The organism is Ferrovibrio sp. GW821-FHT12E11, assembly GCF_058806975.1.
This window is the reverse complement of record NZ_JBXAQG010000001.1, coordinates 457,373-481,359: the sequence shown is the minus strand read 5'-3', so window position 1 is coordinate 481,359 and position 23,987 is coordinate 457,373. Positions and strand designations below refer to the sequence as shown.

Genomic DNA, 23,987 nt, shown 5'->3' with positions numbered 1-23,987 from the left:
GTCTGCTGATTCCAGAGGAATGGGGACATGGCCGCCACTGCAAAAATCCTGTTGCTCGGCTCGGGCGAGCTGGGCCGCGAATTCGTGATTTCCGCCAAGCGGCTGGGTGCCCATGTCGTGGCCTGCGACAGCTATGCCGGCGCGCCGGCGATGCAGGTGGCCGATGAATTCGAGGTCTTCTCGATGCTGGATGGCACAGCTTTGGGTGCCGCCATCGACAGGCACAAGCCCGATTTCATCGTGCCGGAAGTGGAAGCCATTCGCACCGAGGTGCTGAAGGACTACGAGGACCGTGGCCAGAATGTGGTGCCTTCGGCGCGCGCCACCATCATGACCATGAACCGCGACCGCATCCGCGAGGTGGCCGCCACCGAACTCGGCTTGCCGACCTCGAAATATCTCTATGCCGAAAGCCTGGAGGAGATGCGCGCCGCCGTCGCCAAGGTGGGGATTCCCTGCGTGGTCAAGCCGGTGATGTCTTCTTCGGGAAAAGGCCAGAGCACGGTGAAGGCCGAAGCCGATATCGACAAGGCCTGGAATTATGCCGTGGCCGGCATGCGCGGCGACCGCGTCTGCGTGATTGTCGAGGCATTCATCGCCTTCGATTACGAGATCACGCTGCTCACCATCCGCACCCGCGACGGGGTTGTCTTCTGCCCGCCCATCGGGCACCGGCAGGAGCGCGGCGATTATCAGGAAAGCTGGCAGCCGACACCGATGTCAGACAAGGCGATCGCCGAAGCGCAGCGTCAGGCGAAAGCCGTGGTCGACAATCTCGGTGGCTATGGCCTGTTCGGCGTCGAGTTCTTCATCAAGAATGACGACGTGATTTTCTCCGAACTGTCGCCGCGCCCGCACGATACCGGCATGGTGACGCTGATCTCGCAGAACCTGACCGAGTTCGACCTGCATGCCCGCGCCATCCTCGGCCTGCCGATCCCCTCCATCACGCAATACGGCGCCAGCGCCTCGGCGGTGATCCTGGCCGATCGCGATTCCAGCGATTTCTCGGTGGAAGGTGTCGCCGATGCCCTGCAGTCGCCGGGCCAGGGTATCGACATCGATGTGCGCATCTTCAACAAGCCGACCACGCGGCCCTATCGCCGCATGGGGGTGACGCTGGCGCTGGTGCAGGACGGCGATACCGATGTCGCGCGCAAGGCTGCAAAGGCTGCTGCCGACAAGGTGAAGATCAGCTACAAGGGCTGAGAAGAGGAGAGGGTACCATGGCCATCGACCGCAGCAATCCGCAGGGCCTCGCCAAGCCGACCGGCTATAGTCATGTCGCCATTGTCACCGCCGGCCGGCAGGTGCATGTGTCGGGCCAGGTGGCGCTCGACGCCGCTGGCAATCTGGTGGGCAAGGACGATATCGGCGCCCAGGCCGAGCAGGTCTTCGCCAATCTGAAGACGGCGCTGGCCGCGGCCGGCACGGATTTTTCGAAGGTGTTCAAGATGGTCACCTATGTGGTGGACCTGACGCCCGACAAGCTGCCACCGGTGCGCGCCATGCGGGCGAAGGTGTTTGGCGATGGACCTTATCCGGCCAGCACGCTGGTCGGCGTCACGGCCTTGGTCAATCCGGATTTCCTGCTTGAGATCGAGGTCATCGCGGCGCTCGACTGAGCGTACGGGAACAAGCTGTTTTTCCCTCACGGCAACAATCGGCGGCTGGAAAATCGCAAGCTGCTGCCCCATGTCTGTGGCTCCGGTTTTCTCCAGCCACGGACCTGACATGACCGCCCAGCCTTCCATCTCCCTCAATGACGGCCGTTCCATTCCGCAGCTCGGGCTGGGTGTCTGGCAGGCTACCGATGCGCAGGCCGAAGTCGCCGTGCGCGCCGCCCTGCAAGCCGGCTATCGCCATGTCGACACCGCGGCCATCTACGGCAACGAAGGCGGCGTCGGTGCGGGCCTGCGCAGCGCCGGCGTCGCGCGGCAGGAGGTTTTCGTCACCACCAAGCTGTGGAACGACGCGCAGGGGGCGGACAGTGCGCTCAGGGCCTTCGACCAGAGCCTGAAGCGCCTTGGTCTCGACTATGTCGACCTGTATCTGATCCACTGGCCGGCGCCGCGGAAAAATCTCTATGCCGAAAGCTGGAAGGCGCTGCTGCGCCTGCAGAAAGAGGGACGGGCGAAATCCATCGGTGTATCGAATTTCATGCCCGAGCACCTGGATCGCATCATTGGCGAGACCGGCGTGACGCCGGTGCTGAACCAGATCGAGCTGCATCCGCGTTTCCAGCAGAAGGCGTTGCGCGAGGCCCATGCCAGACATGGCATCGTCACCCAGTCCTGGAGTCCGCTCGGGCAGGGGCAGCTGCTGTCCGATCCGGTGATCGGCGCGATTGCGAAAAAGCATGGCCGCACGCCGGCCCAGGTGGTGATCCGCTGGCATCTCGACAGCGGTCTGGTCGCGATCCCGAAATCCGTGACGCCGAGCCGCATCGTGGAAAATTTCGATGTCTTCGGCTTCGCGCTCAATGCTGAAGACAAGGCGCAGATTGCGAAACTGGATGACAAGGCCGGCCGCATCGGCCCCGATCCGCTTACCGCAGCCTTTTAGGCTGCGGATACGGTTCACTCGGCGGCGTCGCGGACCGCTGTCGCCTTCAGCAGGTTGTCGCGCAGCACCGACACGCTTTTCTGCAGCCGGGCGAATTCCTCGGGCTCGAGGCCAGTTTCCTTCAGCAGCGACATGGTCTGGCCTTTCTCGCGCAGGCGCCGGCCTTCCGGCGTCAGGCTGACCAGTACCTGGCGTTCGTCCTTCGGGTCGCGCTGGCGCTTCACGTAACCCAGTTCCTCCAGCTTCTTGAGGATCGGGGTCAGCGTGTTGGATTCCAGGAACAGCTTCTCGCCCAGGCTGCTCACCGTCACCCCGGCATCTTCCTCCCACAGCGCCACGATGGCGATGTACTGGGTGTAGGAGGAGAGGCCGAGCGTCTCCAGGATCGGCTTGTAGGCGCGGCCGAAGGCCAGGTTCGCCGAATAGATGGCGAAACATAGGAAATCCCCCAGCTGGCGTGAGGATTTAGGGGTTTTTGCGGCTTTGGCGCTCATGGGCGGGGCTCCGGGAACACGTGAATCCGGGGACACGTGAAGGTGATCACATTTCCTATATAGATCGGTTCCGATTAAATCGGAAGGGGTTGACGTTCCGACTGGCGCAGCAATATGTATCGCATCCGATTTAATCGGTAGCATTAATATAGAGCCAAGGACCTCCCCCATGACCCAGCTTTCCCCCACGCTTCACACCACGCTGAATACCGTGCTTTACACCGGCCGGACCCGCACCACCGGCGGCCGCGATGGCGCTGCCCGCAGCGATGACGGCCGGCTTGATATCCAGCTCTCCCAGCCAGGCAGCAAGGGCGCGGGCACCAACCCCGAGCAGCTGTTCGCCGCCGGCTGGTCGGCCTGCTTCATCGGCGCCATCGGCCTGGCGGCCGCCGCGCAGCGGGTGAAGTTGCCGGCCGGGCTGTCGGTCGATGCCGAAGTCGATCTCGGCAAGACGGTGGCTGGCGATTACGGCCTGTCGGCGCGTCTGAATGTCAGCCTGCCGGGCCTGGATGCGGAAACCGCCCGTAGCCTGGTCGAGGCCGCGCACCAGACCTGCCCGTATTCGCGGGCGACGCGCGGCAATATCGACGTCGCCATCAATCTGGTCTGAGGACGATGACAATGGACCGTCACTCCGACAGCATCCATCCGTCGCGCCGGCGTTTCGTCGGCGCGGCCGCCATGGCGATGGCCACCGTACAGCTCGGCCTGATCGTCTCGGCTCGCGCCCAGACCGCACCGGCGCAGGCCGGTGCGTCTGCATCCTTCGGCCCGCTGAAGCAGGTGAATGCCGGCGTGCTGAAAGTCAGCTATGCCGAGGCTGGACCGGCCGACGGTCCGCCCGTCCTGCTGCTGCATGGCTGGCCCTACGACATCCACAGTTTCATCGACGTCGTGCCGGTGCTGGCGGCGGCGGGCTACCGTGTGATCGTGCCGTATCTGCGCGGCTATGGCGACACGCGGTTCCTGTCGGATGCTACGCCGCGCAATGGCCAGCAGGCGGCGCTGGCCGTCGACATCATCGCCCTGATGGATGCCCTGAATATCCCGAAGGCGGTGGTGGCCGGTTTCGACTGGGGTGCGCGCACCGCCAATATCATGGCGGCGCTGTGGCCCGAACGCGTCAAGGCGATGGTCTCGGTCAGCGGCTATCTGATCGGCAGTCAGGCAGTGAACAAGAATCCGTTACCGCCGAAGGCGGAGCTTGAATGGTGGTACCAGTTCTATTTCACCACCGAGCGCGGTCAGGAGGGCTATAAGAAATATCGTCGCGAGTTCAACCGGCTGATCTGGCAGCTGGCCTCGCCGAAGTGGAACTTCGACGACGCGACCTTCGAGCGTTCGGCCGCGTCATTCGACAATCCCGATCATGTCGACATCGTGATCCACAATTACCGCTGGCGCCTTGGCCTGGCGGCAGGTGAATCGCACTATGACGCCCTGGAGCGGCAGCTCGCCACCGGGCCGGCGCTTGCCGTGCCCAGCATCACCATGGAAAGCGACGCCAACGGCGCGCCGCATCCCGATCCTGCCGCCTATGCGAAGCGGTTCACCGGCAGGTACCAGCATCGTCACATCACCGGCGGCATCGGGCACAACCTGCCGCAGGAAGCGCCGCAGGCCTTCGCCCAGGCCATCATCGACGTCGACCGCTTCTAACCGACAGGTGCGATCATGACTCTCTTCATCCTGGCCTATCTGGCTGGCCTCATCACCATCGCCACGCCCTGCATCCTGCCGGTGCTGCCTTTCGTGCTGGCGCGTGCCGGCATGCCGTTCCGGCGCGGCGGCCTGCCCATGCTGCTCGGCCTGGCCATCGCCTTCGCGGCGGTGGCCAGCCTGGCGGCGGTGGCCGGCGGCTGGGCGGTGGATGCGAACAGTCATGGTCGTACCGTCGCCCTGGTGGTGATGACCGTGTTCGGCCTTGCGATGCTGTTTCCGGCCCTGGCCACGCGGCTGATGGCGCCGCTGGTGCTGCTCGGGTCCGGGCTGGCGCAGAAGGCGGAAGCACGCGGCACGACCGGGTCGTCGGTGCTGCTTGGCATCGCCACCGGTCTGCTCTGGGCGCCCTGTGCGGGTCCGGTGCTGGGACTGATCCTGACCGGCGCGGCGCTGCATGGGCCGTCGCTGGAAACCGCGCTGCTGCTGCTGACCTATGCTCTGGGTGCTGCGACGGCGCTGGGCGCGGCCCTGCTGTTCGGCCAGCGTCTGCTGTCGGCGGTCAGGAGTCGGGTGCAGTGGGGCGCGGGACTGCGGCGCTTTTCCGGCGCCGCTGTCGTGGCCGGCACGGCCGCGATCTGGAGCGGACTCGATGTCGGGCTGTTCACGCGGCTCTCCTCAGACAGCACCGCGCGGATCGAGGAATGCCTGCTCACCTTTCTCGGCAACGCCCGCGCGGCGGAAGCGCGCGCGGCGCCGGCCCTGACCGGGCCGCAGGCGGCGCTGCTGACGGCGCAGCAGTGGCTGAACACGCCGCCGCTGCGTGCCGAGGACCTGCAGGGCAAGGTCGTGCTGGTGAATTTCTGGACCTACTCCTGCATCAACTGCCTGCGCGCCCTGCCGCATGTGCGGAACTGGGCCGAGAAGTACAAAGACCGCGGCCTTGTCGTCATCGGCGTGCACACGCCGGAATTCGCCTTCGAGAAGAATATCGGCAATGTGCGCACGGCGCTTGGCAACCTCGGCGTCGGTTATCCCGTGGCCATCGACAACGACTTCGGCATCTGGCGCGCCTTCGGCAACCAGGGCTGGCCGGCGCTGTATGTCATCGGGGCTGATGGCCGCGTACGGCATCAGGTCGTGGGTGAGGGACGGTATGAGCAGTCCGAGCGGCTGATCCAGCAACTGCTGTCCGAGACCGGCGGCACGCCTGTCGCCATGCCACTCGGCGGCGCGCAAGGGCAAAGCACCCAGGCGGCAGCGGATGAGCGCAATCTGCGCTCGGGCGAAACCTATATCGGCTATGAGCAGGCGCGGAACTTCGCTTCGCCCGGCGGCCTGCAGGAAGACCGGCCGTCGGTTTACCAGCCCGCGTCAGCCTTGCGGCTCAACCAGTGGAGCCTGGCCGGCAACTGGACGGTCGGCAGCGAATACGCCACGACGAATGGCGGGGCGGCCGGGATCCGGTACCGCTTTCATGCCCGCGACCTGCACCTCGTGCTGGCGCCGCCTGCGCCGGGCCGTCCGATCCGCTTCCGCGTCACCATCGATGGCGCCGCCCCCGGCGCCGATCATGGCTTCGATACGGATGCTGAAGGCTGGGGCACCATCCGGGACGACCGGCTGTATCAACTGGTCCGCCAGACCGGTGCCGTCACCGATCGCACCTTCGAGATCGAATTCCAGGAGCCGGGCGTGCGCGCCTATGCCTTCACCTTCGGGTAGGCCGCGGCCTTCCGCAGCTCGGTCTAGACCGCGCCGTCGTCCGGGATCGGCAGCACACGGCCGCAATGCTTGCAATGCACGGCGTCGCGGTCGTGGATGCGGAGCGCGCAGTCCGGGCATTCGAAGCGTACCTTGTGCGGGCGGAAGATCGCCTGCAGCAGCCGCAGGAACAGGCTGACGCCCACAATCATGATGAGCACGGCCAGCAGCCGGCCGCCAGGTCCCACCAGGGTGATGTCGCCGAAGCCCGTCGTGGTCAGCGTGGTGATGGTGAAATACAGCGCATCGATATAGGTCGCGATGCCGTTGTTGATGTTGTGCTGCGTCACATAGACGAAGGACGTGACGATGAAGACGAAGACCGCGAGGTTGAGGCTGCGCTGGATCACGTCTTCATAAAGGCGGAAGCGCTGCGACGTGGCGCGCAGGTCCTTCAGCAGCCGGTAGGAGCGCAGCAGCCGCAGGGCTCGGAAGACGCGCAGGAAGCCCAGATTCTCCAGCACCGCCGGCAGGAACAGCGAGGCGATCACCGCGATGTCGGTGGCGGTCGCAAGGGTCAGCAGATGCTGGCGGCGGTCTTTCTCGGCATAGAGGCGGGCGGCGAATTCCAGCGTGAGCAGGGCGCCAAGCGTGAAATCGAGCGGCAGCAGCCACCACTGGTCCTGCGCGGCCGAGGCAACGATGAAGACGGCGATGGTGAGCAGGTCGAAGCCGATCAGGCTGTAGCGGAACAGCCGCGCCCGGCGGCTGTCGCCGAAATACAGGGCCTGCAGCGTTGTGCGGAAGCTCGTCTCGCGTGGCATGGGCCCTCGGCTGCCGGGCGGTTCATCCTACAGTCCTGATTTTAATGGGCTATTTCCGCGCTTGACGCAACCGGGGCGTCTCCTGTATTAAACCAAAAGGTTATTTAACTAACAGGTTTAATTCAGATGACCATCGATCACCTCAGCACCACGCTGTCCGCGCTTGCCGATCCGACCCGCCGGGCGATCCTGGCGCGGCTGGCGCTGGGCGAGGCCTCAGTCGGTGAACTGGCCGAACCCTTCGAGATGTCGATGCCGGCCGTGTCCAAGCATCTGAAGGTGCTGGAGCGGGCCGGGCTGATCACCCGGGGTCGCGAGGCCCAGTGGCGGCCCTGCCGGCTGGAGGCGGGACCCTTACGCGATGTCGCCGGCTGGCTCGAGGAATACCGCAAGTTCTGGGATGCCAGCCTGGATCGGCTGGATGCCTATCTGACCGCGATGCAGAAAGCAGATGGTCACGACTGACAGCGCGGCGGTCCCCGGTCCTGATTTCCCACTCCAGAAGAAACAGAGAGAAGAAGCGATGTTGAAGATTCTTGCCATTGTTGCCGGCGTGCTGGTCGTCGTCGTTGTTGCCGTGATGATCGTTGCCGCCACGCGGCCCGACGAGTTCCGCACCGCCCGTAGCACCAGCATCAAGGCGCCGCCGGAGAAGATCGCGCCCTATATCAACGACCTGCGCCGCCATGTGGAATGGTCGCCATGGGAGAAGATGGATCCGGGCATGACCCGCAGCTACAGCGGATCGCCGGCCGGCGTGGGCCAGCATTACGACTGGGACAGCAAGAAGGATGTCGGCGCCGGCAGCCTGGAGATCACCGAGATCACGGCGGCGCGCACCAGGATGAATCTCGATTTCACGCGGCCCTTCAAGAGCAACAATTTCGTCGAATTCACCTTCGAGCCGAAGGGGGACGCCACCGAGGTCACCTGGACCATGCATGGCATCACGCCTTATGTCTTCAAGATCGTCCATGTCTTCATCAATCCGGACAAGATGGTGGGCGGCGCCTTTGCCCAGGGCCTGGCCGACCTGAAAGTGCTGGCCGAGAAATAGGCCACTTGCGAATCGTCGCGTCGTTCCGGCATAAAGCCCCGATCCCCCAAGCTTCCGGCTGCTGGAGCGACGCGATGAGCCTCACGATCTACGGCATCAAGAACTGCGACACCATGAAAAAGGCCTTCACCTGGCTTGACGATCATGGCATCGCCTATGATTTTCACGACTACAAGAAAGAGGGCATTGCCAAGGGCAATCTGGATGTCTGGTGCAAGGCGCTCGGCTGGGAAACCGTGCTCAACCGCGCCGGCACCACCTTCCGCAAGCTGCCCGATGCCGACCGCGAGGGTCTCAGCCAGGGCAAGGCGATTGCCCTGATGCTGGCGCAGCCCTCGATGATCAAGCGGCCAGTGCTGGATCTCGGTGACGGCCGCCTGCTGATCGGCTTCAAGCCCGAGGCATATGCGGCGGCCTTCAAAAAGAAGGCCTGAGTTCACAAAAGAGACCTGCGCATCGGTTCCCGTGGCGGCATAATCCGGCCATACGGAGACAGGACCGCAGCATGGACAAACTCTATCTGGACGACCTGAGCGTGGGGCAGCGCTTCATCAGCGGGACCCATGCGCTGGACGAGGGGCAGATCAAGGCCTTTGCCGGCCAGTTCGACCCGCAGCCCTTCCATCTCGATCACGAACAGGCAAAAGCCACGCTGTTCGGCGGCTTGGCCGCCAGCGGCTGGCACACGGCGGCCATCACCATGAAGCTGCTGGTGGCGTCCGCACCGCTGGCCGGCGGTATCCTCGGCGCCGGCGGCGAGCTCTCCTGGCCACAGCCGACCCGGCCCGACGACGTGCTGCATGTGGAAGCGGAGATCGTCGAGATCATCCGCTCGAAATCGCGGCCGGACCGGGGTTCGGCGATGATGCGGATCACCACGAAGAACCAGCGGGACGAGATCGTGCAGACCTTTGCCGTCCGCACCGTCGTCCCCGTGCGGCCGCAGGCCTGAAAGACCGCCGGCGGGCTTGCCAATCCGCCGGGCTTACCTACTTGGTGGCGGGTCAACCGGCAGCAGACCGGCCAGTGGGGGCTGGGCCTGCCGATCCGACCAGGAGATCATCACCAATGTCGCTTTCGATGTACCAGGCCTCCGTGCCGGTCTTTACCCGTGCCCTCGGCATGCTGTCCAACCTGCTGACCAAGGCCGAGGCCCATGCCGCCGCCAACGGCCTCACGCCGTCCGACCTGCTGGACGCCCGGCTGGCGCCGGACATGTATGCCCTGACGCGCCAGATCCAGGCCGCCGCCGATGCCGCCAAGTTCGGCGCCGCGCGTCCGGCCGGCGTCACGCCGCCCAGCAACCCGGATACGGAGACCAGCTTCGCCGAACTGCAGGCGCGGCTGAAGGCGATGATCGATTTCATCAACGGCATCGGCGAGGCGGCTTTCGAAGGCGCCGAGACGCGCCCGGTGGCGGTCAAGACCGCCAATGGTGAACTGAAGTTCACCGGCCAGAGCTATCTGCTCACCTTCGCGCTGCCGAATTTCTTCTTCCACGCGGTTACGGCCTACGACATCCTGCGCCACAAGGGCGTGGCCCTGGCCAAGCGCGACTTCCTCAATCTGGGCTGATCAGCGCGCCAGGCCTTCGCGATAGCTGGCGTAGAACGGACGCCAGCCGAGCGCGGTCCTGGCCCGCGTATTCCTGAGCCGGAAGGACGGAAAGCCGGCGGCCCCACCGGTGTCCGGCGCGGGCTGGCCGAGGCTGGCGGCGATGAAGCCGAAGACATCGCGCCATGGCGCCGGTGCATCGTCGCAGACGATCAGCGTCTGCCGCGATGGCCAGCTTGCCACGGCAGCGGCGGTGGCCGCCGCCATGTCGGCGATATGCACCAGCGAGACATAGTCGCTGCCGTCACCGGGCATGCGCAGCTTGCCGCTGGCCGCGCCCGCGAACCAGCGCTCGTCGAAGCCAGTGCCCGGCCCGTAGAACAGGCCGCCGCGCAGGATGATCCAGTCCAGTCCGGATGCCCTGATCGTTGCTTCCATCGCCAGGGCGGCATGGATCGCCTTGCCCGCGATCGTATCGGTCGGCGCGGCAAAGACGTGATCTTCATCGGACCAGGCGTCGCTGCCCGATGCGTTCACGAAGCTGATGCTCTGCTGCAGGATGCGTGTGATGCCGGCCGCGCGGCAGGCCGTGATGAAATTTGGCGCACCCTCGACGCGCAGCTTATCGTTCGCGGCGAAGTCTCCACGGCCGCTGGGGCCGGGCAGGGTGGTGGCGAGATTAATGGCGACGGAACAGCCGTCAAAGGCAGCCGTCATCGCCGCCGTATCGAAAATATCCGCAACCCGCACCGTTGCGCCGCAGGCCCGGGCAACCCCGGCGGCCTCGGGGCGTCGGACAATGGCGGTCACCGGATGACCGGCGGTGACAAGGCGCGGGATCAGGTGGCGCGCATAGACGCCGTTGCCGCCCAGCAGGGCGATCTTGTCCGTCATGGTCGTCTCTCCCCAATAGCGCCGGGAAGACTATGACGGGTTTTGCCTGCGGTCTACTTGCCGTCAAAACGGCGGCTGAAGATCACGCGCGGCTCTTCGATATAGCCGAGGGCCTGGTAAAAGGCGCGCACCCTGTCGTTCTCGGGCCGCACCATCAGCATCACCTTGGGGATGCCGCGCGCCTTCACCCAGTCTTCGGCCGCTGCCACCAGCCGGCGGCCGTGGCCGCCCTTCTGCAGGGCGGGATCGACGGCCAGGTAATAGAGCCAGCCGCGATGGCCGTCATGGCCAACCATGACGCTGCCGATAACCTTACCACCCTCATCGCCGATGAGGATGGTCGATTCCGCTTTCGAGATGCAGGTGTCGATGTCGCTGCCGGGATCGTTCCACGGTCGGGTCAGGCCGCAGGCTTCCCACAGGGCGATGACGGCGGCGCGATCTTCGCCGCGATAGGGACGGATATCCATGATGACTCAGCCCGATGTCTGGTTGCCGTCGGGCCGGAAGCGGCTGCCGAGCCGGTAGCGCGACGACGGGTGCAGGAAACGCACCAGCGTCACCGTCGTGCCGCGGTTCCAGGTGCGCCGGGTCAGCAGCAGGCAGGGTTCGGTCGCCGGCATATGCAGGCGGCTGGCCTGGTCGGCCGTCGGCAGCACGGCATCCACCACATGCTCGATCTGGTCGCAGGGCACATGGCGCACCAGGTATTCACTGGGCGGAATCTCGGTGAAATCCTGCGCCAGGAAATCCGGCGCCATCTTCGGGTTGACGTAGCGGTCTTCCAACTGCACCGGGGTTTCGTTTTCCAGATGCAGGCAGACGATGTGATAGACGGACTCGCCCGGCGTCAGGCTGAGCCAGGCGGCGATCTCCGGCGGCGCGGCGATACGCTCGGCGACCTGCAGCACGCAGCGATAGTCGTGCCCGCGCTGGCGGATTTCACTGGCGATATTGGCGATCTGCAGCAGTGTCGACTGCGGTTTGTCCTCGGCGACGAAGCTGCCGACGCCGACCACGCGCACGATGCGGCCCTGGTCGACCAGTTCGCGCAGGGCCCGGTTCACGGTCATGCGCGAGGTGCCGAACTCGACGAGCAGTTCATGTTCCGAGGGCAGGCGATGGCCTGGTGGCCAGGAGCCATCCTGGATCTTGCGCTGGATGTAATCCTTCACCTGCTCATACAGCGCCATGGCCGGCGCGGTGGCCGACGCGGTTCGGGTAAGTTTGCTGGCGCTGGCGGTGGTCATGGCATCAGTGATCGGCAGCGATGGCTTCGGCGCGGATTTCCTCGGTCAGCCGCGCCTTGATCGCCATGAATTCCGGCGAGGTCTTGATCGTGTAGGGGCGCGGATGCGGGAAGTCGGTTTCCACTTCCGTCTTGATCCGGCCGGGGCGGGCGGTAAAGACCACCACGCGGCTGGCCATGAAGATCGCCTCGTCGATGTCGTGGGTGACGAACAGCACGGTCTTCTGCGCCTGCTCCCAGATGCCGAGCAGCAGTTCCTGCATCAGCACGCGGGTCTGGTTGTCCAGCGCACCGAAGGGCTCGTCCAGCAGCAGGATCTTTGGGTCATTCGCCAGCGCCCGGGCAATCGCCACGCGCTGCTGCATGCCGCCCGATAATTGCTTGGGGTAATGATCCTCGAAGCCGCGCAGGCCGACCTGGGCGATGAAGCGTTCGCTGATCTCGCGCTGCTGTTTTGCAGGCATGCCCTTCTCGCGCAGGCCGAAGCAGATATTCTGCCGCACGGTCAGCCAGGGAAACAACGTGTAGCTTTGGAACACCACGCCGCGGTCGGCGCCCGGGCCGATCACCGGTTCGCCATCCAGCAGGATGTCGCCGCTGGTCGGCGTCTCCAGGCCGGCCACCAGGCGCAGCAGGGTCGACTTGCCGCAGCCCGATGGGCCCAGCACGGTGATGAAGTCGTTGTCGCCGATTTCGAGGCTGACGGGCAGCAGGGCCTGGGTGGGCGGCGCATCGCGGCGCACGCCGGGGAAGGTCTTGCTGACGTTCCGGATCGAAAGACGGCTCACCGCAGCAGACTCCACGAGAACAAGCGTTGATTGAGTTTCTTGAAAGCGAGATCGGAGATTAGGCCGACCAGGCCGATCACCACGATGCCGGCGATGATATGGTCGGTCGCCATCAGCGCCTGGCTGTCGGTAATCATATGGCCGATGCCCGAGGAGGCACCGATCAGTTCGGCGACGATGATGTAGGTCCAGCCCAGGCCCAGCACCTGGCGCAGCGCCTCGCAGATTTCCGGCGCGGCGCCCGGCAGCAGCACGCGGCGGATCACGCCGGTATCGGTGCAGCCCAGCGTATAGGCGGCTTCCACCAGGTCGCGGCGGGTGGCGGCGACAATCATGGTGATCATCAGGGTGAGCTGGAAGAAGCAGCCGAGGAAGATCACGGTCAGTTTCTGCTTTTCGCCGATGCCAACCCACAGGATCAGCAGCGGAATGAAGGCCGAGGCCGGCAGGTAGCGGGCAAAGGAAATGAAGGGCTCGAAGAAGGCCTCGATCGGCTTGTAGGCGCCCATGGCGATACCGAGCGGCACGGCAATGATGGCGGCGATGGCGAAGCCGCCCACCACACGCCAGATGGTCATGGCCACGTCGAAGCTGAATTTCTGGTCGAGAAAAAGATGTATCCCGGACTGCAGTGTCTGCCATGGGTTCGCCAGGAAATGCGGCGGCACCAGGCCGGTGACGGTAATCAGGGCCCACAGCCCCACAAAACCAACGAAGAACGCTATGCCAAGAACGATACGGCTCTCGCGCGTCACGGGGACGAGCAGTTTCATACGGACCTCGGCATGGTGTTCATCATCGGTATCTGCGGGACTGTGGGCATTGTACTGATCTTACGCTTTTAGTTCAGGAAGCTGGTGTCAAACAGGCTGTCCATGTTGGTCGGCGCGGTCTTGATCACGCCGATTTCCTGCAGCAGCACGGCGGCTTCCTTGTTGAAGGCCTGGATTTCGCCATTGAAGAACTTCTTGTTGGCCTCGCGGTCGGCCCATTTGATCATCGACTGCGACTTCTCGAACTGCTCGGCCGTCTGCTTGACGTCGGCGCCCATGATGGTGAAGGCCTTCACCTTGTCCTTGGCGATCATTTCCAGCGACTCGAAGTAGCTTTCGACCAGCGCCTTCACGGCCTTCGGGTTCTCCTTGATGAACTTGGGCGTGCAGCCGAAGCTGTCGAAGACCATCGGATACTGCAGCGAGTCAGCGATCAGCTTGCCCGACTCCGGCTTGTTGCGCACGAGGCTCAGATACGGCTCGTAGGTGACGGCGGCGTCGAGGCCGGCAGTGCCGGCGACGAAGGCATTGGCGGCCGGGGCCGGCTCCAACGTCACCAGGGTGACGTCGCTGAGCTTCATGCCGTTCTTCTTCAGGATCCACGACAGGGTGAAATGCGGGTTGGTGCCGGGTGCCGAAGCGGCAACCGTCTTGCCCTTCAGGTCGGCGACCTTCTCGATGCCCGGCTTGGCGACGATGCCGTCCGAGCCCATGCCCTGGTCCATCTTGAACAGCTGCGTGGTGGCGATGCCGTTGGTGTTCCACACAATCCAGGTTTCCACCGTGGTGGCGGCGCACTGGATGTCGCCCGAGGCGAGCGCCAGGTGGCGGTCCTTCTGCGGGATCTTGGCGATCGTCACATCGAGGCCGTTCTTCTTGTAGATGCCGGATTCCTTGGCCAGCGTGATCGGCGCGAAACCGGTCCAGCCCGAGATGCCGATGCCGACTTTGGTTTCCTGCGCCTGGGCCAGCGAGGCGGAAACGGCGAGGGCGGCGCCGAGCAGGGTGCCGACTGCAAGTTTGGTGGATGTGGACATCGTGGTCTCCGTGAGAGGTGAAGCGTGAAAGATGAACGGGACGCCCCGGCTGCAACTGGGCCGGGACAGGGTGAACTCAGGTGATGGACGCGCCGGCGGAATAAATGACGGGAAAGATCGGCGCATCGAACGGATCGCCATCGGCCATGGTCAGGCCGGTGAACGGCGGCGATCCCTTGCCGGCACGCTGGGCGTAGACGGCATCGTCGCCGACCCAGCGGGCGGAAAAGACCCGGCGCATGCGCGGCGAATGATTGGCCGGCGCGCCATGCACGGTACGGAAGTTGAAGGCGATGGCATCGCCCGGCTGCATGTCCCAGCCGGCGATGTCCAACTCGCTGCGCATGCCCTCGATATCGGGCATCACTTCGAAATCGTCGTTGTCGTAGAGCCGCGTGCCGTTGAAGCGCATCGGCCGGAAATCCTTGCCCCAGCGATGCGAGCCGCGCACGCATTCCATCACCACATCGCGCGGCACCGGATCGAGCGGAATCCAGAAGCTCACGCTCTGTTTGCCGTCGACGCAGTAATAGGGCTGATCCTGGTGCCAGGGCGTGATGGTGCTGCCGCCCGGCTGCTTGACCAGCACATGGTCGTGGAAAAAGCGGCCGGTCTTCGAGCCCATCAGGGCGGCGGCAACCCGGGCAGCATTGGACTGCTGCACGAATTGTTCGAATTCAGGGATGCGCTGCCAGTTGCACAGATCCTGGAAGAACGGCGCCGAACCGTCTTCGGGCTTCACCGTGCGCTCCAGCGGACTTGGATTGGCCATCAGGGTTTCGATGCCGGCGCGCAGCGGCTCGACCCAGGGCTTGAACACACCGCGCAGGACAATCACGCCGTCCTGCTGGTAGGCCGTCACATCGTCCGGGCTCACCAGCGCCTCTTGGCTGACTGGCGACTGTTGTACGGCACTCATCCCCACCCCACTAGATTGGTCTATACAGGTTGGAAAGCACAAAGCATGCCATGGCTTAGTGCCTGTCGGGGCGCGGTGCGGGCGATGCCCGGATGCTGAAGAAGGCTGTATTCAGCGGCAACCTGCCCATGTTTTGGGCCTTGTTGTCGCGCCCCGCCTGCTTGCGTCCTGGTCGTTTCGACCACCCCCGACGCTGCCCAGATTAAGACCGTGGCGCGAAACTCGGCAAGTCAAATAATCATGTATAGACAACTGAACGGACCGGGCCTTAGGCTGACCGGGTCGTCGGCAGGGGAGATTCGTCATGCGCTATCGTTTGCAGCCCGGAAAACTGCCATTGCGTGACCTTGCCCGGCTGTATCGCGGCGAGGGCCCGATGGCGGTCGATCTCGATGAAACCGCCCGCGGTCCTGTGGAAAAGACGGCGGCCCTGGTCGCCGCCGCGGCGGCTGGCGAAGCGCCGGTCTATGGAATCAACACCGGGTTCGGCAAGCTGGCGAAGGTGCGCATCGCGCCCGACCAGGTGGCGGAGCTGCAGCGTCGCCTCGTGCTAAGCCATGCCGTGGGAACTGGCCCGCTGCTGCCCGATGCCATCGTGCGGCTGATCCTGCTGCTCAAGATCAACAGCCTCGCGCAGGGACTCTCGGGCGTGCGCTGGCAGACCATCGAAGCCCTGCTGGCCCTGCTCAATGCCGATGTGCTGCCCTGCATTCCCGCGCAGGGCTCGGTCGGCGCCTCGGGCGATCTGGCGCCGCTCGCGCATCTGGTGCTGCCGCTGATCGGTGTCGGGACCGTGCGGATCGATGGCGTGGAGCTGCCCGCCGCAGCCGGCCTGGCCAAAGCGCGGCTGGCGCCGCTCACGCTGGGCGCCAAGGAGGGCCTGGCGCTGCTCAACGGCACGCAGGTGTCCACCGCGCTGGCGCTTGCCGGCCTGTTCGCCACCGAAGACGTGACGGCGGCGGCGCTGGTCACCGGCGCGCTCAGCACCGATGCCGCCGCCGGCAGTGACACGCCGTTCGATCCGCGCATTCATGCGGCCCGCGGCCAGCCGGGCCAGATCGCGGTGGCCGATATGCTGCTGCATCTGCTGGAGGGTTCGCAGATCCGCGCGTCGCACCGCACCGGCGACGAACGCGTACAGGATCCGTATTGTTTGCGCTGTCAGCCCCAGGTGATGGGCGCGATCCTCGATCTGCTGCGCAACGCCGCCGGCACGCTCGCCTGCGAAGCCAATGGCGTCTCCGATAATCCGCTGGTGTTTGGCGAGGGTGAAATCCTCTCCGGCGGCAACTTCCATGCCGAACCGGTGGCCTTTGCCGCTGACATGATCGCCATCGCCCTGGCCGAGATCGGCAATATTTCCGAACGCCGCATTTCCCTGCTGGTCGATCCGGTGCTGAGCGGCCTGCCGGCGTTTCTCGCGCCGAACCCCGGCATCAACTCGGGTTTCATGATCGCCCAGGTGACGGCGGCGGCGCTGGCGTCGGAAAACAAGCAGCGCGCCCATCCGGCCAGCGTCGATACCATCCCGACCTCGGCCAACCAGGAAGACCATGTCTCGATGGCGGCTCATGCCGGCTACCGCCTGCTGGCGATGGCGGAGAATGTTGCCGGCATCGTCGCCATCGAATGGCTCTCGGCGGCCCAGGGCGTCGATCTGCGCCAGCCATTGCAGACCTCGCCGCGGCTGCAGGCTGCGCATCGGCTGCTGCGCGACGAGGTGAGCTTCATGGGCGAGGATCGTTATCTGGCGCCCGATCTGGCGGCGGCCAAGGCGCTGGTGCGCGCGGGCAGCCTGCGCCAGCTGCTGGCGCAGGACCTGATCGCGGCCTGAGCCGTCAGGTCTTCGAGGTCAGCCGGCAGACGGCAAGCGTCACGGCGAAGCTGGCGAATGCGACGAGGACGCCGGCGAGGAAAAGCTGTTCCAAAAACGGCATGGGGAGACTCCTTCTGCGATGCCACGCAGACAGGCTATGCCGTCCCGGCGCCGGCCGGTTTGATCTGGATCAAGGCAGCGTCCGATGGCCCGGAAAAAGGCGACTCGCATCCGGCTCGCGGCGAATCGGATTGTCAGCGAGTCAGGGTCCGCCTCGGGCTTGTCTGGGCCGTGGGATATGCTACCTCGGTTCACCCGCTGCGGATGGTCCGATTCTGTCTGGCGGGAGCAATCCGCAGAATTTGGAGAGGGCAATGAACAAGGCTGATTTGATCGAGATCGTCCGCGAGACCGCCGGCAGCACCAAGGCGGCGGCCGGTGAGGCCGTGGATGCGCTGTTTGAGGCGATGGCGAAGTCGCTGAAGAAGGAAGGCGGCTTCACCATCGTCGGCTTCGGCACCTTCAAGGTGTCCAAGCGCGCCGCCCGCAAGGGCCGCAACCCGCAGACCGGCGAGACGATCAAGATCGCAGCCTCGAAGTCGGTGCGTTTCAAGGCGTCGACGAATTTGAAGAGCCGGCTGTAAGCCCGGCGCCCTTCGGCATGCAAAAGGCCCGCTCCTGCAGCGGGCCTTTTTTTATTCCGGTTTATTCCAGCGCAAAGCTGTCGCAGAACTCGCCGTAATCGCAGGTGATCTCCTCGCCCCTGGCGATGTCGCGCGCCGCATAGGTGAGCGGCGTGGTATTGTCGGTGTTCGGCGTGGTGCTGTGGTTGATGAAGCGGGTGTTGTCCAGGCTGACCACCCAGCCGCCGGCAATCTGCGGCGTGGTGTAGCCGTAGCGATCCACGAAGGCGCGCACCACCTCGGGCAGATTTTCGAAATCGCTTTGCGGAATGATGCGGTCGAAGGCGGGCTCGAAGCGCCAGATCAGCGTGCCCTTCTTGATGGGCTCTGCTGCGAACAGGCCGACGCCCTCGATGGTGCTGGCGGCGGTGTAGGTGGGAACCAGAAGCATGCCGGCTGACTCCGTGTGACCGGCGTCAGCCTAGCATGCTCCCATTCAGATGATCAGCCCATGCGCATCTTGAAGAAGGCCACGGCCTTGCCGAAGCCGTCCTCGGCCTGCTCCTTGCGGTAGCTCGGGCGGTAGTCGGCATGGAAGGCATGCGGCGTGTCGGGATAGACGTAGAAGACGGCGAACTTCTTCTCGGCTTCCAGCGCCGCCTTCATGCGGTCGACGGTGTCGTTCGGGATGCCCTGGTCGGCGCCGCCGTAGAGGCCGAGCACCGGCGCCTTCAGCTGCTTGACCACATCGATCGGATGCTTCGGCGTCAGCTCGCTCGCCTGGCCGACCAGGCGGCCGTACCAGGCCACACCGGCTTTCACCTTCGGGTTATGCGCGGCATAGAGCCAGGTGATGCGGCCGCCCCAGCAGAAGCCGGTGATGCCCAGCTTGTTCGGGTTGCCGCCGTTCTTGGCGGCCCAGGCGGCGGTGGCGTCGAGATCGGCCATCACCTGCGCATCCGGCACCTTGGCGGCAGCGGCCTGCGCGCCGGCCATGTCGGTCACCTTGCTCATGTCGGCCTGGCGCGCATAGAGATCGCCGGCGATCGCCTGGAAGCCCTGCTTGGCGAAGCGACGGCAGGTGTCCTTGATGTATTCGTGCACGCCGAAGATTTCCTGCACCACCAGGATGGTGGGGAAGGGGCCGGCGCCGGCCGGCTGGGCGCGATAGGCCTTCATGGTGCCGCCCGGCACCGGGATGTTCACTTCGCCGGCAGTCAGGCCGGTCTCATCGGTCTTGATCGCGGTCTGGCCCATCACCGGACCGGCGGCCACGGTGAAGCCGGTGATCAGGCTGGTGGCCATGAAGCCACGGCGGTTGAAATCGACTTTCGGCATCAGGGCGAGCAGATCGGCGTTCATATAGTCCTCCATGGAAATCCGGCCGGGAATCCAGAACGGCCCCGGCGAAACAGACGCGGCAGGATAGCGGGGAGGCCCCATATCCTGTCGATAAAAATTCCGTGAGAATCGGCAGATATCGGATGAATTATCCGAACAGGCGGTAGGCGAAGGCGACGCCTGCGAAAATCGCCAGCCAGATGGCGAGGAACATCAGGATGCGGCTGCTCTTCCACGGCAGGCGCAGGGCCGCCGGCAGGATCAGCAGGACCGCCAGAAGAACGGCGGCAAGCTGCAGCCAGTCAGGCTGGGTCACAGAGGATCAGTCGGCCGCCGAGACCTTGGTGGCACCGCCGCGCATGCAGGTGCGGTGCAGGCGGTCGGCTTCCGGTTCCTTGAAGGAGAGGAAGCGCATCTCCAGGCCGCTGACCACCTTGTAGGACGGATTGGCCTCGGCGGTCGGGCCCTGATGTTTGGCGGGCAGGGTATGCACGACCGACAGCACATTCTCCGGGCTGATGCGCATTTCGATCTTGCCGCCATCGGCAGCCTTATCGCTGGCGCAGACCCGGCCGAGCTGACGGTCGAAGCTCTTCACGCGGTCGTATTTCGGATCGGCGACGCCATCGGGCACATCGCTGCTGACGCTGCTGGCGATCAGGGCCGGGCGGTATTTGTGGAATTCGGCGGTGGCCAGCACGATGCTGCCATAGGGGAAGAAGATTTCGACATCGTCCAGGCGGGCATGTTCGCCCAGACGGCCATCCACCACCGGCAGTTCGATCACGCGATACGAGGGCAGGCGGGTGACGTCTTCGTTCAGGCGGATGATGCCGCGGTCATTGCCGCGATCCTTGGCGCGCTCTGCTTCGAAGGGCACGATTGCGGTTGGTTTGGCGCCTTTGCCCTTGCTCTGGGCCGCCGCCATCTGCGGCACGAATCCGACGCTTATGCCGGCAGCCATAACAGCTGCCACAATCCAGAATCGACGCATGAAGGTCCCCCCTCGAAGCGGATCGCCTGACCGGCGATATGGGCGCCACTCGCCCTTTGGTCTGTCGAATGTTGGGCGCAGACTAGCCGTTTTTCCGATTCTTGCCAAGAGTCCAAGAGTTATCAAAAGGTTACTGGCAAATTTGGGAGTCTTCCGGGCTTTGCCATCGTCTGGCGATCCGGGTAATGTACGGCCGCTTTCAGGCCGACCCCTTTGTCATGACGGGCCGGCCTGTTGTCGCTTGAGGAGTGCCGCGTGGCCAATTTTATCGAGGAAGTCGACGAGGAAGTCCGCCGCGACCGGCTGGAAATCCTGTGGAAGCGGTTCAGCCCGTTCATCATCGGCGCTGTTGTCCTGCTGCTGCTGGCGGTGGCCGGGCATCAGGTCTGGAAGAGCTGGCAGGCCGACAAGGCCGCCGCGGCCGGAACGGCGTTCAGCGCAGCCCTGACCCAGGCGCAGGGCGGCAAGCCGGCGGAAGCCGCGCAGGCCCTGAGCGAACTGTCGAAGACGGCGCCGCGCGGCTATGCGCAGCTGGCGCGGTTCCAGCAGGCCGCCATGCTGATCGAAGCCAAGGATATGCCCGGCGCCATTGCCGCCTATGATGCCATCGCCGCCGACAGCAGCTTCGAAACCCGTTTCCGCGATCTCGCCCGCTATCTTGCGGTGTTCCATGGCCTCGACACCCTGGAGCCCGAGCCGATGCGCCAGCGTCTGGGCGCCATTGCGACCGACAGCCCGTGGTCGGCCAATGCGCGCGAATTGCAGGCGCTGGTCGAACTCAAGGGCGGCAATATCGAAGCGGCGCGCAAGCAGCTGACCGCGCTGGCCGACGATCCGCTGGTGCCGGCAGGATTGCGTGGCCGCGCTGCTGAGCTGCTCGCCGCGCTCGGCGGACCCGTGCAGTAACCAACATAACGTCAAAGGCTCGTTCATGAAGCGCTTCGCCGTCCTGCTGCTCGCCGCCGCCAGTCTCGCCGCCTGCGATACGGTTGGTGACTGGTTTGCCGACAGCAAGCAGCTGCCGGTGGCGACCGGTGAACGCATTTCCGTGCTGGCCTTCGACAGCCAGCTTGATCCCGATCCGCAACTGGCGGAAACCCCGGTCAGCCTGCCCAGGCCGTGGAAGAACCCCGACTGGCCGCAGGCCGGCGGCTATCCCGGCCATGCCATGCAGCATCTGGCACTTGGCGACACGCTGCGCCGCGCCTGGGCGGCCGATATCGGTGCCTCGGCGAGCGACGAGCAGAAGATCCTGGCCCAGCCGGTGGTGGCTGAAGGCCGCGTCTTCACCATGGATGCCGAAGCCCAGGTCAGCGCTTTCGACACGGCCAATGGCCGTCGTCTCTGGCGCGTGCGGCTGACGCCCAAGCGCGAGGATGACGGCGCTATGGGCGGTGGCCTCGCCTATCATGGCGGCAAGCTGTTCGTCAGCACCGGCTACGGCGATGTCTTCGCACTGGAGCCGGGCACCGGCCGCGCCTTCTGGATCGCGGCCCTGAAGCAGCCAATCCGCGGCGCACCGTCGGCCGATGCCGGCCGCGTCTTCGTCATCACTTACGACAACCAGATGCATGCCCTCGATGTCGAGCGCGGCGAAGAAATCTGGTCCCATGCCGGCATCAGCGAAGCGGCCGGTTTCCTCGGCGCCGCCAATCCGGCGATCGAAGGCAATATCGTCATCACGCCCTATTCCTCGGGCGAGTTGCTGGCGCTGCGTGCCGATACCGGCGTGGTCGCCTGGTCGGAACAGCTGGTGCGTGCCGCCGGCCGTATCAGCCAGGCCGGCGCGCTGAACGACATCAACGGCCGCCCGGTGATCGATCGCGGCGTCGTCTATGCCGTCAGCCAGTCGGGCCGCTTCATCGCCATCGACCTGCGCACCGGCGAGCGCATCTGGGAGCGCGTCATCCCGAGCATCCAGACGCCCTGGATCGCCGGCGACTTCATCTATGCCATCACCATCGACGCGGAAATCCTCTGCCTGTCGCGCCGCGACGGCAAGGTGAAGTGGATCCGCCAGCTGCGCCGCTATGAAGACCCCAAGGCCAAGACCAACAAGGGCATCATCACCTGGTACGGCCCGGCCCTGGCCGGCGACCGCCTGCTGGTTGCCTCGACTGACGAGCGCGTGCTGGCCCTGTCGCCTTATACCGGCGACCTGATCGGCCAGGTCTCGCTGTCGGATAAGGCCTCGCAGCCGCCCGTGGTGGCCGATGGCACCGTTTATATCGTAACCGACGACGCGCGACTGATCGCGCTGCGTTAAGGAAAACCATGTCCGCCAAGATTGCCATTGTCGGCCGACCCAATGTCGGCAAGTCGACGCTGTTCAACCGTCTGGTGGGCAAGCGGCTGGCGATTGTCGACGACACGCCGGGCGTCACCCGCGACCGGCGCGAGGGTGCTGCGCGTCTGGGCGATCTGGAATTCACCGCCGTAGATACCGCCGGTCTGGAAGATTCCGACGTCGAGAGCATGACCGGCCGCATGCGGGTGCAGACCGAGGCGGCGGTAACCGAAGCCGATGTGGTGCTGTTCGTGATTGACGGCCGTGCCGGCGTCACCCCGATCGACAAGCATTTCGCCAACTGGCTGCGCAAGCAGAAGACGCCGGTGCTGCTGCTGGCCAACAAATGTGAAGGCGGGGCCGGCAAGACCGGTGTCGGCGAGGCCTATGGCCTGGGCTTTGGCGATCCGCTGCCGGTATCGGCCGAGCATGGCGAGGGGCTGTACGATCTGGCCGTCGCGCTGATGCAGCATATCGGTGGCAATGTCGATGGCGTGCCGGCTGAAGACAGCGACTTGCTCGACGACGTGATGGCCGATATCGACATCGACCCCGATGCCGAGGCGCCGCCGGAAGAAGACAAGCGGCCAATCCAGCTCGCCGTGGTGGGCCGGCCGAATGCCGGCAAGTCGACCCTGATCAACAAGCTGATCGGCAGCGACCGTCTGCTGACCGGGCCGGAACCGGGCCTGACCCGCGATGCCATCGCCATCAAATGGGAATACGAGGGCCGTGAAATCCGTCTGGTCGATACCGCCGGCATGCGGCGCAAGGCCCGCGTCGACCAGAAGCTGGAAAAGCTGTCGGTCGCCGACTCTTTACGCACCATCCGGCTCGCCCAGGTGGTCGTGCTGGTGCTGGACGGCGCGCTCGGTTTCGACAAGCAGGATCTCACCATTGCCGATCATGTGCTGAGCGAAGGCCGGGCACTGGTTCTGGCGGTGAACAAATGGGATGCCGTCGAGGATCGCGCGTTGACGCTGAAGGAGATCGAGGATCGCCTGGAACGCTCGCTGCCGCAGGCGCGCGGCGTTCCCGTTATCACATTCTCGGCCCTGACCGGCCGTCACCTCGACCGCCTGCTGCCGGCGGTGATGAAGCAGTATGAACGCTGGAACACCCGTATCCGCACGGCGCCGCTCAACCGCTGGCTCGATGAAGTGACCCAGCGCAATGCGCCGCCGCTGGCCGGTGGGCGCACCGTACGCATCCGCTATGCCACCCAGGTGAAGGCGCGGCCGCCGACGATTGCGCTGTTCGCGCCGCGCGCCGAATACATCCCGGAATCCTATCTGCGCTATCTGATCGGCAGCCTGCGCGAGATTTTCGACCTGCAGGGCGTGCCGATCCGTATGCACCTGCGCAAGGGCAAGAATCCCTTCGTCGACGAAGAAGACTGATCTAGA

29 protein-coding genes are annotated in these 23,987 nt (G+C 65.0%); 16 read left to right on the top strand and 13 right to left on the bottom strand.

Annotation, left to right across the window (positions count from 1 at the left end):
* Nucleotides 1-27: 27 nt before the first annotated feature.
* The 3 genes from purT to AC1ROT_RS02430 all read left to right on the top strand — a co-directional run bounded on the left by purT (nucleotide 28) and on the right by AC1ROT_RS02430 (nucleotide 2,565).
* A complete protein-coding gene (purT, locus tag AC1ROT_RS02440) occupies nucleotides 28-1,209 on the top strand; it encodes a formate-dependent phosphoribosylglycinamide formyltransferase (protein ID WP_492997104.1) in 1,182 nt (393 codons plus the stop codon).
* A gap of 17 nt (nucleotides 1,210-1,226) precedes the next feature.
* A complete protein-coding gene (locus AC1ROT_RS02435) occupies nucleotides 1,227-1,625 on the top strand; it encodes a RidA family protein (RefSeq protein WP_492997103.1) in 399 nt (132 codons plus the stop codon).
* A gap of 109 nt (nucleotides 1,626-1,734) precedes the next feature.
* Nucleotides 1,735-2,565: an aldo/keto reductase gene (locus AC1ROT_RS02430; protein WP_492997102.1), complete on the top strand. Its 831-nt coding sequence runs from the start codon at nucleotides 1,735-1,737 to the stop codon at nucleotides 2,563-2,565.
* A 14-nt stretch (nucleotides 2,566-2,579) separates the two neighbouring features.
* Here the strand turns inward: AC1ROT_RS02430 and AC1ROT_RS02425 are convergent, their stop codons facing one another.
* Nucleotides 2,580-3,059: a MarR family winged helix-turn-helix transcriptional regulator gene (locus tag AC1ROT_RS02425; protein WP_492997101.1), complete on the bottom strand. Its 480-nt coding sequence runs from the start codon at nucleotides 3,057-3,059 to the stop codon at nucleotides 2,580-2,582.
* A gap of 169 nt (nucleotides 3,060-3,228) precedes the next feature.
* Between AC1ROT_RS02425 and AC1ROT_RS02420 the strand changes: the two genes are divergently transcribed.
* The 3 genes from AC1ROT_RS02420 to AC1ROT_RS02410 are packed head-to-tail and all read left to right on the top strand — an operon-like array spanning nucleotide 3,229 to nucleotide 6,446.
* Nucleotides 3,229-3,672: an organic hydroperoxide resistance protein gene (locus tag AC1ROT_RS02420; protein WP_492997100.1), complete on the top strand. Its 444-nt coding sequence runs from the start codon at nucleotides 3,229-3,231 to the stop codon at nucleotides 3,670-3,672.
* Between the two features lie 11 nt (nucleotides 3,673-3,683).
* Nucleotides 3,684-4,721 (top strand): alpha/beta fold hydrolase, encoded by a 1,038-nt coding sequence (locus AC1ROT_RS02415; RefSeq protein WP_492997099.1) that lies wholly within the window; start codon nucleotides 3,684-3,686, stop codon nucleotides 4,719-4,721.
* A 15-nt stretch (nucleotides 4,722-4,736) separates the two neighbouring features.
* On the top strand, nucleotides 4,737-6,446 hold the full coding sequence (locus AC1ROT_RS02410; protein WP_492997098.1) for a cytochrome c biogenesis protein DipZ: 1,710 nt from the start codon (nucleotides 4,737-4,739) through the stop codon (nucleotides 6,444-6,446).
* A gap of 23 nt (nucleotides 6,447-6,469) precedes the next feature.
* On the opposite strand, the gene AC1ROT_RS02405 is transcribed toward AC1ROT_RS02410, so the two are convergent.
* Nucleotides 6,470-7,249, bottom strand: a complete 780-nt coding sequence (locus AC1ROT_RS02405; protein WP_492970320.1) for a potassium channel family protein — start codon at nucleotides 7,247-7,249, stop codon at nucleotides 6,470-6,472.
* Nucleotides 7,250-7,375: 126 nt separating this feature from the next.
* On the opposite strand from AC1ROT_RS02405, the gene AC1ROT_RS02400 reads away from it, so the two are divergent.
* The 5 genes from AC1ROT_RS02400 (at nucleotide 7,376) to AC1ROT_RS02380 (ending at nucleotide 9,881) form a co-directional block, all read left to right on the top strand.
* Nucleotides 7,376-7,714 (top strand): ArsR/SmtB family transcription factor, encoded by a 339-nt coding sequence (locus tag AC1ROT_RS02400; RefSeq protein WP_492997097.1) that lies wholly within the window; start codon nucleotides 7,376-7,378, stop codon nucleotides 7,712-7,714.
* 58 nt (nucleotides 7,715-7,772) lie between these two features.
* The gene (locus AC1ROT_RS02395) at nucleotides 7,773-8,306 is read left to right on the top strand and encodes an SRPBCC family protein (RefSeq protein ID WP_492997096.1); all 534 of its coding nucleotides are present in this window, start codon (nucleotides 7,773-7,775) and stop codon (nucleotides 8,304-8,306) included.
* Between the two features lie 74 nt (nucleotides 8,307-8,380).
* A complete protein-coding gene (locus AC1ROT_RS02390; RefSeq protein WP_492997095.1) occupies nucleotides 8,381-8,740 on the top strand; it encodes an ArsC family reductase in 360 nt (119 codons plus the stop codon).
* A gap of 71 nt (nucleotides 8,741-8,811) precedes the next feature.
* Entirely contained in the window at nucleotides 8,812-9,258 is a 447-nt protein-coding gene (locus AC1ROT_RS02385) for a MaoC family dehydratase (protein WP_492997094.1), read from the top strand.
* Between the two features lie 116 nt (nucleotides 9,259-9,374).
* Nucleotides 9,375-9,881, top strand: a complete 507-nt coding sequence (locus AC1ROT_RS02380; protein ID WP_492997093.1) for a DUF1993 domain-containing protein — start codon at nucleotides 9,375-9,377, stop codon at nucleotides 9,879-9,881.
* Here AC1ROT_RS02380 and AC1ROT_RS02375 read toward each other — a convergent pair whose 3' ends face one another.
* The 7 genes from AC1ROT_RS02375 to AC1ROT_RS02345 all read right to left on the bottom strand — a co-directional run bounded on the left by AC1ROT_RS02375 (nucleotide 9,882) and on the right by AC1ROT_RS02345 (nucleotide 15,478).
* Complete coding sequence (locus AC1ROT_RS02375) at nucleotides 9,882-10,754, bottom strand: NAD-dependent epimerase/dehydratase family protein (protein ID WP_492997092.1); 873 nt, start codon at nucleotides 10,752-10,754, stop codon at nucleotides 9,882-9,884.
* A 53-nt stretch (nucleotides 10,755-10,807) separates the two neighbouring features.
* Entirely contained in the window at nucleotides 10,808-11,224 is a 417-nt protein-coding gene (locus tag AC1ROT_RS02370; RefSeq protein WP_492997091.1) for a GNAT family acetyltransferase, read from the bottom strand.
* Nucleotides 11,225-11,230: 6 nt separating this feature from the next.
* The gene (gene hutC / locus AC1ROT_RS02365) at nucleotides 11,231-12,004 is read right to left on the bottom strand and encodes a histidine utilization transcriptional repressor HutC (protein ID WP_492970331.1); all 774 of its coding nucleotides are present in this window, start codon (nucleotides 12,002-12,004) and stop codon (nucleotides 11,231-11,233) included.
* Between the two features lie 4 nt (nucleotides 12,005-12,008).
* Nucleotides 12,009-12,791 (bottom strand): ABC transporter ATP-binding protein, encoded by a 783-nt coding sequence (locus AC1ROT_RS02360; RefSeq protein WP_492997090.1) that lies wholly within the window; start codon nucleotides 12,789-12,791, stop codon nucleotides 12,009-12,011.
* On the bottom strand, nucleotides 12,788-13,564 hold the full coding sequence (locus AC1ROT_RS02355; protein ID WP_492970333.1) for an ABC transporter permease: 777 nt from the start codon (nucleotides 13,562-13,564) through the stop codon (nucleotides 12,788-12,790). The genes AC1ROT_RS02360 and AC1ROT_RS02355 overlap by 4 nt, the downstream gene beginning before the upstream one ends.
* A gap of 68 nt (nucleotides 13,565-13,632) precedes the next feature.
* Nucleotides 13,633-14,601, bottom strand: a complete 969-nt coding sequence (locus AC1ROT_RS02350; RefSeq protein WP_492970334.1) for an ABC transporter substrate-binding protein — start codon at nucleotides 14,599-14,601, stop codon at nucleotides 13,633-13,635.
* A 76-nt stretch (nucleotides 14,602-14,677) separates the two neighbouring features.
* On the bottom strand, nucleotides 14,678-15,478 hold the full coding sequence (locus tag AC1ROT_RS02345; protein ID WP_492997089.1) for a phytanoyl-CoA dioxygenase family protein: 801 nt from the start codon (nucleotides 15,476-15,478) through the stop codon (nucleotides 14,678-14,680).
* 346 nt (nucleotides 15,479-15,824) lie between these two features.
* Here AC1ROT_RS02345 and hutH point away from each other — a divergent pair, with 346 nt between their 5' ends.
* Together hutH and AC1ROT_RS02335 are read left to right on the top strand one after the other, a co-directional pair.
* The gene (gene hutH, locus AC1ROT_RS02340; protein ID WP_492997088.1) at nucleotides 15,825-17,354 is read left to right on the top strand and encodes a histidine ammonia-lyase; all 1,530 of its coding nucleotides are present in this window, start codon (nucleotides 15,825-15,827) and stop codon (nucleotides 17,352-17,354) included.
* 356 nt (nucleotides 17,355-17,710) lie between these two features.
* Nucleotides 17,711-17,980 carry an HU family DNA-binding protein gene (locus AC1ROT_RS02335; RefSeq protein ID WP_492970337.1) on the top strand — a complete coding sequence of 90 codons (270 nt, stop codon included), beginning with the start codon at nucleotides 17,711-17,713 and terminating at the stop codon, nucleotides 17,978-17,980.
* Nucleotides 17,981-18,041: 61 nt separating this feature from the next.
* Here the strand turns inward: AC1ROT_RS02335 and AC1ROT_RS02330 are convergent, their stop codons facing one another.
* From AC1ROT_RS02330 to AC1ROT_RS02315, 4 genes are all read right to left on the bottom strand, one after another.
* Entirely contained in the window at nucleotides 18,042-18,410 is a 369-nt protein-coding gene (locus AC1ROT_RS02330) for an SET domain-containing protein (RefSeq protein ID WP_492997087.1), read from the bottom strand.
* A gap of 53 nt (nucleotides 18,411-18,463) precedes the next feature.
* Nucleotides 18,464-19,321: a dienelactone hydrolase family protein gene (locus tag AC1ROT_RS02325; protein ID WP_492997086.1), complete on the bottom strand. Its 858-nt coding sequence runs from the start codon at nucleotides 19,319-19,321 to the stop codon at nucleotides 18,464-18,466.
* 127 nt (nucleotides 19,322-19,448) lie between these two features.
* Nucleotides 19,449-19,616 (bottom strand): hypothetical protein, encoded by a 168-nt coding sequence (locus AC1ROT_RS02320; protein ID WP_492970340.1) that lies wholly within the window; start codon nucleotides 19,614-19,616, stop codon nucleotides 19,449-19,451.
* 6 nt (nucleotides 19,617-19,622) lie between these two features.
* Nucleotides 19,623-20,264: a hypothetical protein gene (locus AC1ROT_RS02315; RefSeq protein WP_492997085.1), complete on the bottom strand. Its 642-nt coding sequence runs from the start codon at nucleotides 20,262-20,264 to the stop codon at nucleotides 19,623-19,625.
* 285 nt (nucleotides 20,265-20,549) lie between these two features.
* Between AC1ROT_RS02315 and AC1ROT_RS02310 the strand changes: the two genes are divergently transcribed.
* From AC1ROT_RS02310 to der, 3 genes are read left to right on the top strand one after another with little or no spacing between them, the layout of a single operon-like run.
* On the top strand, nucleotides 20,550-21,200 hold the full coding sequence (locus AC1ROT_RS02310; protein ID WP_492970342.1) for a tetratricopeptide repeat protein: 651 nt from the start codon (nucleotides 20,550-20,552) through the stop codon (nucleotides 21,198-21,200).
* 25 nt (nucleotides 21,201-21,225) lie between these two features.
* Nucleotides 21,226-22,560 carry a PQQ-like beta-propeller repeat protein gene (locus AC1ROT_RS02305; RefSeq protein WP_492997084.1) on the top strand — a complete coding sequence of 445 codons (1,335 nt, stop codon included), beginning with the start codon at nucleotides 21,226-21,228 and terminating at the stop codon, nucleotides 22,558-22,560.
* Nucleotides 22,561-22,568: 8 nt separating this feature from the next.
* A complete protein-coding gene (gene der / locus AC1ROT_RS02300) occupies nucleotides 22,569-23,981 on the top strand; it encodes a ribosome biogenesis GTPase Der (RefSeq protein ID WP_492970344.1) in 1,413 nt (470 codons plus the stop codon).
* The last annotated feature ends 6 nt before the right edge of the window (nucleotides 23,982-23,987 follow it).

Bases quoted from the DNA above. Each gene is read 5' to 3' on its own strand.
- purT (WP_492997104.1), top strand. From the start codon at position 28: ATGGCCGCCACTGCAAAAATCCTGTTGCTCGGCTCGGGCGAGCTGGGC.
- AC1ROT_RS02435 (WP_492997103.1), top strand. From the start codon at position 1,227: ATGGCCATCGACCGCAGCAATCCGCAGGGCCTCGCCAAGCCGACCGGC.
- AC1ROT_RS02430 (WP_492997102.1), top strand. From the start codon at position 1,735: ATGACCGCCCAGCCTTCCATCTCCCTCAATGACGGCCGTTCCATTCCG.
- AC1ROT_RS02425 (WP_492997101.1), bottom strand. From the start codon at position 3,059: ATGAGCGCCAAAGCCGCAAAAACCCCTAAATCCTCACGCCAGCTGGGG.
- AC1ROT_RS02420 (WP_492997100.1), top strand. From the start codon at position 3,229: ATGACCCAGCTTTCCCCCACGCTTCACACCACGCTGAATACCGTGCTT.
- AC1ROT_RS02415 (WP_492997099.1), top strand. From the start codon at position 3,684: ATGGACCGTCACTCCGACAGCATCCATCCGTCGCGCCGGCGTTTCGTC.
- AC1ROT_RS02410 (WP_492997098.1), top strand. From the start codon at position 4,737: ATGACTCTCTTCATCCTGGCCTATCTGGCTGGCCTCATCACCATCGCC.
- AC1ROT_RS02405 (WP_492970320.1), bottom strand. From the start codon at position 7,249: ATGCCACGCGAGACGAGCTTCCGCACAACGCTGCAGGCCCTGTATTTC.
- AC1ROT_RS02400 (WP_492997097.1), top strand. From the start codon at position 7,376: ATGACCATCGATCACCTCAGCACCACGCTGTCCGCGCTTGCCGATCCG.
- AC1ROT_RS02395 (WP_492997096.1), top strand. From the start codon at position 7,773: ATGTTGAAGATTCTTGCCATTGTTGCCGGCGTGCTGGTCGTCGTCGTT.
- AC1ROT_RS02390 (WP_492997095.1), top strand. From the start codon at position 8,381: ATGAGCCTCACGATCTACGGCATCAAGAACTGCGACACCATGAAAAAG.
- AC1ROT_RS02385 (WP_492997094.1), top strand. From the start codon at position 8,812: ATGGACAAACTCTATCTGGACGACCTGAGCGTGGGGCAGCGCTTCATC.
- AC1ROT_RS02380 (WP_492997093.1), top strand. From the start codon at position 9,375: ATGTCGCTTTCGATGTACCAGGCCTCCGTGCCGGTCTTTACCCGTGCC.
- AC1ROT_RS02375 (WP_492997092.1), bottom strand. From the start codon at position 10,754: ATGACGGACAAGATCGCCCTGCTGGGCGGCAACGGCGTCTATGCGCGC.
- AC1ROT_RS02370 (WP_492997091.1), bottom strand. From the start codon at position 11,224: ATGGATATCCGTCCCTATCGCGGCGAAGATCGCGCCGCCGTCATCGCC.
- hutC (WP_492970331.1), bottom strand. From the start codon at position 12,004: ATGACCACCGCCAGCGCCAGCAAACTTACCCGAACCGCGTCGGCCACC.
- AC1ROT_RS02355 (WP_492970333.1), bottom strand. From the start codon at position 13,564: ATGAAACTGCTCGTCCCCGTGACGCGCGAGAGCCGTATCGTTCTTGGC.
- AC1ROT_RS02350 (WP_492970334.1), bottom strand. From the start codon at position 14,601: ATGTCCACATCCACCAAACTTGCAGTCGGCACCCTGCTCGGCGCCGCC.
- hutH (WP_492997088.1), top strand. From the start codon at position 15,825: ATGCGCTATCGTTTGCAGCCCGGAAAACTGCCATTGCGTGACCTTGCC.
- AC1ROT_RS02335 (WP_492970337.1), top strand. From the start codon at position 17,711: ATGAACAAGGCTGATTTGATCGAGATCGTCCGCGAGACCGCCGGCAGC.
- AC1ROT_RS02330 (WP_492997087.1), bottom strand. From the start codon at position 18,410: ATGCTTCTGGTTCCCACCTACACCGCCGCCAGCACCATCGAGGGCGTC.
- AC1ROT_RS02325 (WP_492997086.1), bottom strand. From the start codon at position 19,321: ATGAACGCCGATCTGCTCGCCCTGATGCCGAAAGTCGATTTCAACCGC.
- AC1ROT_RS02315 (WP_492997085.1), bottom strand. From the start codon at position 20,264: ATGGCTGCCGGCATAAGCGTCGGATTCGTGCCGCAGATGGCGGCGGCC.
- AC1ROT_RS02305 (WP_492997084.1), top strand. From the start codon at position 21,226: ATGAAGCGCTTCGCCGTCCTGCTGCTCGCCGCCGCCAGTCTCGCCGCC.
- der (WP_492970344.1), top strand. From the start codon at position 22,569: ATGTCCGCCAAGATTGCCATTGTCGGCCGACCCAATGTCGGCAAGTCG.